This is a genomic window from Viridibacillus arenosi, assembly GCF_001955655.1.
Classification (GTDB): domain Bacteria; phylum Bacillota; class Bacilli; order Bacillales_A; family Planococcaceae; genus Viridibacillus; species Viridibacillus arenosi.
In genome coordinates this window covers 1-8,809 of the sequence record NZ_MSPW01000024.1, presented here as the reverse complement: position 1 = coordinate 8,809, position 8,809 = coordinate 1, and the positions used below count along the sequence as shown (strand labels likewise).

The following is an 8,809-nucleotide window of genomic DNA, read 5'->3' as shown; positions in this document are numbered from 1 at the left end:
AATAATAAAGTTTAACAATAGGCGTGTCGTGAGATTATTCATGGCGTTCACCTAAGCGATAGCCGATATTACGCAGCGTCTTAATTTCGATTGGGATAGCGAGACTCTCTAAACGCTTGCGAATTTTCCGAATATGCATATCGACTGTACGCTCCGTTCCTTCGTAATCAAGGCGAGTAAATGGTCGCGTGTAAATACTTGCTCGCAATTCGTTGCAAATAAAAATAATAACTCAAATTCTTTTAGTGGCAATAAGATTCTTAAGTAAATATATCCAGCGTTCATGTAGACAATCTTTTTTTTCAAACAGTACGACTTTATTTCAAAGACACAACGATCTTACTACCCACTTTTTATTTATCCCACACTCTCATCTGCTAGTACTACTATTTTTTATTACCAAATTAGCCGTTTCACTCGGATGGTTAAGAGGAAAATGATGACCATATGGAACAAAATCAACCTTACCAAGATGCGAAGGAGCAGAATAGCCTCTGTCATAATCCCCCCAAATAATGCGAAGATTATACTTTGTTACTTCATTGAAATCACCTTGATCGTTTTTCAATAGTAAACTGTTAAGCTGAACCGTAGTATTTAAAATTCTAGGAGAAGTAAAACTGCTACTTATTTTTTCAATATAATGTTCAGGGATGTTCTCCGTACTTTCAAATAAACCATTACTTAATAAATAACGCTCTATTAAATTAGTAGTTGCCAATTTCAATGTCCATTTGTTCATAAATTGAGGAACATTTATCGATTTAGCATTTTTTTTAGCAATAGGTGGCTGAAGTAAAGTAATTGTATACTTCTTATCTATGTACTTTTGTACTAATGCTTCCAAAAGAATATACGCACCAAATGAATGGCCAATTAGATGGGCACCATTAGTAGCTTTCTCCAATAACTTTTTCACTACATTCAAATAGATATTTAAAAGGTTTTTCTCTCGTTTAAAAGGAGAACGTCCCAAACCTGGAAGGTCCATGATCCATACAGGTCGACCCGTTTTTTCATGAAGCTCTTTTCCTAAAGGAAATAAATCCTCTCCATCACTTAATAAACCATGTAATAAAATAAACGGTTTACCCTCTCCTTGTGATTGGTAAATGGTAGTATTATTACATAATGTTCGTTTAAATAAATGACTGTGCTGGCCATTTTGATACATCATACGATAATCCAGATCAGCTATTACGGCTGGGAAAAACTTCATTACATTTGTCTCCTTAAACCAATCTTCTCCCATAATCTTTTTCGCTGAACCATTTGAAAATGTTCGATTTGTAATAAAGTTCAGCCCATCAGCAGGAATTTGGGTTATTTTGCTTACGCCACTATTCATAAGTGCTTTCATAAATGGCAATGGGGCAGAGATTTTAGGTGCAGTCATATTCATACTTTCTGACATAGCATCTAATAATTCTGAAATATTCTGATCATGTTGTTTATCTTCAACAAGTGTATATGTTTGTATAGTTGGTTGCTCCAATCTGAAAACCTGCACAATAAACTTTGCTAGTTCATCGTTTGCAATAAGTGGTAATCTATATTCCTTACCTCCAGGAATCACTGGCATGAGCCCTTTTCGTATACTCATCACAAGCAAGCCTAAGCCTCCTGTTTGCTCCGTACTCCCTGTTTTACTACTACCAACTACAGTTGGTGGATTAATTACTGAAAGCGGATAACCTACTGTTGATGCCTGCTGACGGATATAAAGATCTGCTAAAAACTTTGTTCTCTCATATGGATTTTTTATTTTCAAAAAATTGTTTCCTTCTTTAAATACATCTATCGCAATCTTGCTATTTTTATCATCAAAGGGACTCATATAGCCTACAACATGAATAAATTGTTGCAATCCCTTCAATTGATGAATATTTTTAGCGAATTCACTAATATGTTGGGCACCATTCAAAAATACGGAAGCTGCCTCTTTGCTTGTCGCTTGAATATCCATGGGGCCTCCTGCGTGAATAATCACATCCGTTTTCAATACCCACTCCTTATCTTCAGCACTTAGACCTAAGTCTATTTTCGTCAAATCACCTTCAATAAAGTGCATAACTGCCTCTTTTAAGATGCCTCTTTCTTGATAAATGCGTGTTGCTTTACTTTTCGATCTCACTAATAGAAGAATTGTAACATGCTCTTTGGCTAATTCCTTCACTAATTGCTTTCCAATAAAACCTGTTCCACCAGTTAAAAATACTGTTCTCATATAAATCCTCCTTTTAGTACTATTCAGTACTAATTTGATGTAAAAAAAATGCTTCTTTTATCGAAGCAAGTTAAAAAAATGATCTGCTGTTTTCATGATTACAGTTGCATCCTTCAGTGTTTCTGAAATAAATAGCGCTCCTTCAAGATTTGTAATAAAAAGAGATGCAACCTCGTCAATATTAATTGTCTTTCTAAATTCACCATTCTCTACCCCTTGTTTAAGTAATAGAGAAACTTTCGTTTGTAATCCTGCAAAAAAAAGACCTATTTTTTCTTTTACTTTTGTGGCATTTGTAGGGCTTTGAATATAAAGCGTAATAAATGGACAGCTCCCCTTATATTCTCTCGTCTGAACTCCTTGTGATAATTGCTTTAAAAACAGTTGGATACGATCTTCAACTAATAATTGGTTTTGAGATAGTAAGCCATCAATTGCAGATTGATACATTTCAATCCAATAATCAACGACCCCTTCCAACAATTCTTCCTTATTAGAGAAGTGATAATACACATTAGACTTTGAAACTTTGCTTACACGAACTAATTCATCCATGCTTGTATAAGCAAACCCTTTTTCTAAAAATAATGTTGCAGCTACTTCAATCACACGTTTTTGATTCATTAATTTTCCTCTTATCATAATTAGTACTGTACAGTACTATAATAGGTGTTGCAAGTATTTTTGTTAGTTTAATAAAAAAATTGATCAAAAAAGCTATACTTTAATTGATTTTTTCTTAGCATTTAAACTAAATCCTGCCCCTACCATTACTGATACACGACTTTTACCATCATTTGCCCAAAGATTATCTCTGATATTTTTCAAATGTTGATACATATTTAGATTTTTTTGAAAATATTCTCCGGTGTCTTTAGTCATAAATGTTCTCCTATCTCTCTTTAGTATTATTAATTTATGTAGAAATATATATAGTCTCATCTATACCGGTTGCAAATTCTATTGCTCTTTTACCGATAAATAAAGATTTAATTCTGAGGGAGAAACATCAATTAAAGCTAAAGCGGATTTAAGTAATACAATCATTTTCAAATAGCTGTTTTGACTTAATTCATCATAGTTATAGCTACCATGAAGTATAGAGTTTAGATTAATTTTAGTTTGATTTGATGGTTTATTATCAAATAAATCTATATAAGCATTAATAATAGTCAACCCTTTTAATAAGTTCATACTTTGAATAACCTCTACAACCTCTAAATCTTTCACAATATTATGTTTTAATTTGCCTCTAAAATTAGGAATATATACATTTTGAAACTGATAAGGACTTGTAAGTATTCCTTGTGCCCAACGACTAATAATATTGTCAAATGCCCCGAACAGAGGAAATATTGCCAGTTCATAATAGTCTTGTTTATAAGCATACACGCTCTGGTTAATAATTCTTTTTTGTGTTTCATAACAAGATGAATTCACAATTTCATGTATGTATTCATCTAAATGATTAGTAATATAATTTATCACTGCAACCTCATCAAAATCTGTCTCATCTATATCTCTAATCTCTAAGTAATGATCAACTAATTCTTCATCCAAAAACCATTGGCATTCTTGAGCATTTAATATAAGTTTATATTGTTTGTTTCGATATGCCTCATACTTATCGTCTAAATCTGTAAGAATTGATTTAAATGAACCATTCCATTGTTCTTGCAAAGCACGCATATTTTCCATATGCCGACTTGCTAGTCCCACTGCACTTTGTGCCCCACTCCATTGTTTCAGTAGAGCAGAGGTTGTATTCATATGCTGACTTGCCAGTCCTGTTACACTTTGCGTCCCACTCCATTGTTTCAGTAGAGCAGAGGTTGTATTCATATGCTGACTCGCTAGTCCTATTGCACTTTGCGCCCCACTCCATTGCTTCATTAAAGCAGAAGTTGTATTCATATGCTGACTCGCCAGTCCTACTGCACTTTGCACCCCACTCCATTGCTTCATTAAAGCAGAGGTTGTATTCATATGCTGACTCGCTAGTCCTACTGCACTTTGCGCCCCACTCCATTGCTTCATTAAAGCAGAGGTTGTATTCATATGCTGACTCGCCAGTCCTACTGCACTTTGCACCCCACTCCATTGCTTCATTAAAGCAGAAGTTGTATTCATATGCTGACTCGCCTTTCTTACAATGCCACTACTATTTGATAAGTTATAAGGTAGAAAAATTGATTTATTTAAAATGTACCTTTTACCCATATTTTATTTCATCTCCGAACCTGGATTTATTTCTCTATTTTAACACGACCAGGGAATTTTATAACAATACAAATAAACCTTCTTCACGAAATGGTGTTGTTTTGTCTATTAGTATATTTTTCGCTCTTTGCTTTTTTATATGCATTAGATAATAGACCAGACTGTGCTTGTAAATATTGAGGTGAAATGAAAGTATTGATAAACAGCGTTAGTTGGAGTTTTAAAAGTTGTGGCACTGTATTAATAGTGAAGAATTCACTTGGGCAAGCATATTATTTTTAATTAGAATGAGGTAAGCATAACTGCATCTAGTTTTCACTTTAATAAAAGATAGAAGCGACAAATAATACTTGCGAACAACTTTCCTTGGAGAAATTGAAGAATACTGATAACATTTGATTTTTCATTAACATCAAAGTCAGAAAACATTAAAAGCCCCCTTTAAAATACTTCTTCCACTCATTCTCCGTTACTTGAATAAATTTCCTCATAATTACTAATTCGATGTCTTTTTAAATTCACCTGCTTCTTCAACTATCCTGCCCCGTTAGTACACTAAGAAAAAAGCTCTACTCCTTATTGAAGTAAGGCACCCGTTAGTTCAATAAGAATTAATGACTTCACCAAATGCTTGATATCAAGCGAATTATCATTCTTGGTATAAAAATTATAATGTTCCAGACCACTTCAAATATTATAGAACCACCAATCTCACCTAAAATTTCTTTAAAAAACCCATCCTGCTTTTCTGCTTTTCTTTTTTTTTTTGCCATCATACATCTCCGAATCCCTTAATTTATACCCTCTGTAACTAAACTGCCCCTTTAGTTGAACAAGAAAAAAAGAGCTGCATTTGCAACTCAATAATCTTCAACTAACAAAAACTAAATTTTCTGTCATTAAATTTATATCTATGATAAGATCATAACAGGAGGTGCTCTATATAGGTATCAGAAATTTAAAAAATCCCCTGTAAACGAATAGTTTATTACAGGAGGATATTTATGAAAGATAATTGGGTACAACCTTTTTACAAAAGACAATTTGAGTTTTATCAGGATCCATTAGACGATATAAATGATTATAAGAAAGAAGTAGCTTTGATTCATGAACAAGTGGGTACAACCTTTAAGGATGTTCTTGAAATCGGTGCTGGCTCAGGGATACTTGCAAACGCACTTTCACTAACCAATAAGGATATAACTACAGTTGAACTCGTATCAGAATTGGTTGAATACGCAAGAGCTCACTCAAATCCATCTATACACATTTTATGTGACAACTTTTATTCGGTAAAACTAACTAAACAATATGATTTAGTTCTCTATCTAGATGGTTTTGGCGTAGGAACTGATAAAGAGCAACTACTACTTTTAAACCGGATAAATGAGTGGCTGAAAGTTGACGGGTATGCACTTATTGATATATATCAACCAAACTATTGGCAACATGTTAAGGGGCAACAAATGCTTGTCTCTGAAAAAAATCAGATAATGAGAGAGTACGGTTATGATGAAATTAACTGTCGCATGACAGATAAGCTTTGGCAAAGAAGTTCACCTAATGAAACAATCACACAATCGCTAGCCTGCTATTCAACAGATGAAATATATTCTTTATGTCAACAATCGGGTCTCCAAATAATTGCATTTTACCCGGGTGGAGCAATTAATTTAGATACTTGGAAGTTTGAGGAAGTCACTTCGTTATCAAATTGTTTATCTTACCGAATTAAGGTAAAAAAAATTTAAATCCTTTAGTTTAAATAGGCTACTAGCAACTTGCTAGTAGCCTATTTAATGTACATAAAAATTTTAGATTCCAAACACTATTTCTTATTCAGCTAAACTGCCCCTTTAGTTTAAGTACGTTTCTTCACAATCTTCATAACATCATTAACATAAATATCCAAAAATAAAGTCATCTCACTTCTAAGAAATCTATAGATTAAAGATGATTTTAATCAAAATTTTTTATAAAGCTACAGTTGGTTTGGAATAAAGTTTGATTATTTTTAGTAGTTCTTGTTCAACTAAAGCACCTCGTTAGTTCCTAGATTCTTCTTTAGTGAATTTTTTTATTTTTATTTCAAACACCCTACAATGGGTAAAAAACTAGACCTTTTTGTTATCAGTATGATAATATAATCATGTCGATAATATTTGGAGGTGAATATAAAATGGATATTAGCATTAAAGATATGATGGACTGCATTGTCAACCCTGTTAAAAATCAAATTATTCTTGCGATTCAAGCAAAGGGTGAGTGTACAGCAAAAGATTTATTATCATTACAATACGACATCCCACAGGCTACCCTCTATCGCACATTAAATCGTTTGGTAGATAGTGGCGTTATAAAGATTGTTGAAGAAAAAAAAGTTCGAGCCTTAACGGAGAAAGTTTACGCATTGAATGAGAGTTTTTTGAATGTCAACCAATCTATCATTGAGCAGAACGATGGTGGAGCATATTTTAAGTTATTTACGAACTTTTTAATTGTATTGATGAAAGAGTTTCAAAATTACACAGAAAAATCCTCTATAAATATTGTTGAGGATGGTTCAGGTTTCAGCGCAACTCCTATCTATGTAACCGTTGAAGAAATGGTGGATATAGGAAATAAATTTAAAGAAATAATTGCCCCTTATCAAACAAGAAACACATCGGTTGAGGAACAAAAAATGCATATTCTCGCAACTATCATTACGCCCCCAAACGATAAATAAATATGAGGTGACTGTTATGAAAACAAAGAATAAGAGGAGCAATCTTCGTATGATACTCATTAGCATTATTGGAATATTAGTACTTTGTATCGGAATTATAGCCTTACGATTCGTATATTTATCGAGTGCCACAAAGGGCGACTCAATCGCCAAATATGATAGCCCCAAAAGCGCACTTCTGGTAACAGATATCCAAAATGATACCTTAGGTATATCCGAATACGGCAACACGGAACCGTTAATGGCTAACATCAATACAGCTATCAAATACGCAAATGACTCTGAAATGGAGATTATTTACGTCAAACAAGAGTTTATGAAAAACTCTTTGGATTTACTGCTTTCTGGTGGTATGTATGAGGCTGATAGTGATGGAGCGGACTTATATAATGAATTATCCGTTCAATCAGATAACGTTTTTAGCAAGCTCCGCTCTGATGCTTTTTCTTCGGATCATTTTGAAAATTATCTCATAGAAAACGAGATTGATACCCTTTATATTGTTGGTGCAGACGCCAGTGGTTGTGTTTACAAGACAGCTTTGGGCGGCATAAACAGAGGTTATCGCGTTATTGTTTTGGATGATTCCTTATTTTCTGTGAAAGAAAACGCACTGAATAAAATGCTTGTGAAATATCAGACAAATGGTATCGAGATAACTAATATTAAGGATTTTATCCAAACACGAGACTAATAGTTAGATTGTGTAACAAAGAACGGAACCCCTTTTACATATGTGTAAGTTGAGTAAGTAAATAACTTTTAAAGCACAATACTAAATTAACACTTGTAACATTGTTTTAAAAAAGCCAACAAAGGCTATAAACTAACCTTTGTTGGCTTTTTTTAATTAGATACTTGTTTCTTTTTCAAAATATCTTTTGTTGGTTTGGAATAAAGTTTGATTATTTTTAGTAGCTCTTATTCAACTAAAGCCCCCCGTTAGTTGAAGAGCAAAGAGTTTAATAATGAGGAACAACCACTATTTCAAGCCTTTGATTTAAATCTTCTCCCAATAATTTTCCGCTTCAGGGATACAATTCAAGACACCATTAGCAAGAATATCAAAAATACCTTCATCAGAACTTGGAGCATCATACCTGAACCACTCTCCACCATTAAGTCTCAGTCTGTTGTATAAGTCGTGGGCAGTAACTTTATTCGATGGAACTTTCTTACCCCAATCATGGGTCACTCCATCAGGAGGACAAACTGCCACTTCGATAACAAATCCCCCGCCATATTTATCAAATTGAAAAGTTAGAAGATCAATTTTATTTTCTTTAATTCGACGGAAATGTGGAAATGAACCTTTAAATCCTTTCTCTCTAAGGATTGGTATTACTATTTTCTTTAAAGAAGAAACCATACTATCTCTTTCAACTGACAATTTTTTAAATACCTCAATTCTAAAAAAATTAAATCTTTTCCGTATAGATTCTCCCTAATATAAACATTTTCCTTCTTCAAGTAACCTGCCACTTTAGTTGAATAAGAAAAAAGAGCCGTCTGAACAGCTCAAAGATCTTCAACTAAAGCACCCGTTAGTTGAAGAACTAATTTTACGCATAACTCCCTTATAATTGTTGTATGGTACTATATTATTCCGCATGTTCTTTCATTAATTTATCAAG

The 8,809-nt window shown here is 33.4% G+C and carries 10 protein-coding genes; 3 read left to right on the top strand and 7 right to left on the bottom strand.

Annotation, left to right across the window (positions count from 1 at the left end):
- Positions 1-34: 34 nt before the first annotated feature.
- From BK137_RS22050 to BK137_RS22470, 6 genes are all read right to left on the bottom strand, one after another.
- Entirely contained in the window at positions 35-208 is a 174-nt protein-coding gene (locus BK137_RS22050) for a winged helix-turn-helix domain-containing protein (RefSeq protein ID WP_143691111.1), read from the bottom strand.
- Between the two features lie 162 nt (positions 209-370).
- Positions 371-2,227 (bottom strand): alpha/beta fold hydrolase, encoded by a 1,857-nt coding sequence (locus BK137_RS21245; RefSeq protein WP_038191243.1) that lies wholly within the window; start codon positions 2,225-2,227, stop codon positions 371-373.
- 57 nt (positions 2,228-2,284) lie between these two features.
- Positions 2,285-2,851, bottom strand: coding sequence for a TetR/AcrR family transcriptional regulator (locus BK137_RS21240; protein WP_036130195.1), 567 nt, complete (start codon positions 2,849-2,851; stop codon positions 2,285-2,287).
- Between the two features lie 93 nt (positions 2,852-2,944).
- Positions 2,945-3,109, bottom strand: a complete 165-nt coding sequence (locus BK137_RS22475; RefSeq protein WP_155981218.1) for a hypothetical protein — start codon at positions 3,107-3,109, stop codon at positions 2,945-2,947.
- Between the two features lie 78 nt (positions 3,110-3,187).
- The gene (locus tag BK137_RS21235) at positions 3,188-4,447 is read right to left on the bottom strand and encodes a hypothetical protein (protein WP_038191242.1); all 1,260 of its coding nucleotides are present in this window, start codon (positions 4,445-4,447) and stop codon (positions 3,188-3,190) included.
- A 620-nt stretch (positions 4,448-5,067) separates the two neighbouring features.
- The gene (locus BK137_RS22470) at positions 5,068-5,220 is read right to left on the bottom strand and encodes a hypothetical protein (RefSeq protein ID WP_155981217.1); all 153 of its coding nucleotides are present in this window, start codon (positions 5,218-5,220) and stop codon (positions 5,068-5,070) included.
- A gap of 231 nt (positions 5,221-5,451) precedes the next feature.
- Here BK137_RS22470 and BK137_RS21230 point away from each other — a divergent pair, with 231 nt between their 5' ends.
- The 3 genes from BK137_RS21230 (at position 5,452) to BK137_RS21220 (ending at position 7,869) form a co-directional block, all read left to right on the top strand.
- Entirely contained in the window at positions 5,452-6,198 is a 747-nt protein-coding gene (locus tag BK137_RS21230) for a class I SAM-dependent methyltransferase (protein WP_038191240.1), read from the top strand.
- 428 nt (positions 6,199-6,626) lie between these two features.
- Positions 6,627-7,175, top strand: a complete 549-nt coding sequence (locus BK137_RS21225; protein ID WP_051448867.1) for a helix-turn-helix domain-containing protein — start codon at positions 6,627-6,629, stop codon at positions 7,173-7,175.
- 16 nt (positions 7,176-7,191) lie between these two features.
- Positions 7,192-7,869 carry a cysteine hydrolase family protein gene (locus BK137_RS21220; RefSeq protein WP_038191238.1) on the top strand — a complete coding sequence of 226 codons (678 nt, stop codon included), beginning with the start codon at positions 7,192-7,194 and terminating at the stop codon, positions 7,867-7,869.
- A gap of 306 nt (positions 7,870-8,175) precedes the next feature.
- Here the strand turns inward: BK137_RS21220 and BK137_RS21215 are convergent, their stop codons facing one another.
- Complete coding sequence (locus BK137_RS21215; protein ID WP_143691109.1) at positions 8,176-8,565, bottom strand: DUF4304 domain-containing protein; 390 nt, start codon at positions 8,563-8,565, stop codon at positions 8,176-8,178.
- Positions 8,566-8,809 lie beyond the last annotated feature (244 nt).

Coding starts and splice junctions, on each gene's coding strand:
- BK137_RS21245 (WP_038191243.1), bottom strand. CDS start 2,227: ATGAGAACAGTATTTTTAACTGGTGGAACAGGTTTTATTGGAAAGCAA.
- BK137_RS21240 (WP_036130195.1), bottom strand. CDS start 2,851: ATGAATCAAAAACGTGTGATTGAAGTAGCTGCAACATTATTTTTAGAA.
- BK137_RS22475 (WP_155981218.1), bottom strand. CDS start 3,109: ATGACTAAAGACACCGGAGAATATTTTCAAAAAAATCTAAATATGTAT.
- BK137_RS21235 (WP_038191242.1), bottom strand. CDS start 4,447: ATGGGTAAAAGGTACATTTTAAATAAATCAATTTTTCTACCTTATAAC.
- BK137_RS22470 (WP_155981217.1), bottom strand. CDS start 5,220: ATGGCAAAAAAAAAAAGAAAAGCAGAAAAGCAGGATGGGTTTTTTAAA.
- BK137_RS21230 (WP_038191240.1), top strand. CDS start 5,452: ATGAAAGATAATTGGGTACAACCTTTTTACAAAAGACAATTTGAGTTT.
- BK137_RS21225 (WP_051448867.1), top strand. CDS start 6,627: ATGGATATTAGCATTAAAGATATGATGGACTGCATTGTCAACCCTGTT.
- BK137_RS21220 (WP_038191238.1), top strand. CDS start 7,192: ATGAAAACAAAGAATAAGAGGAGCAATCTTCGTATGATACTCATTAGC.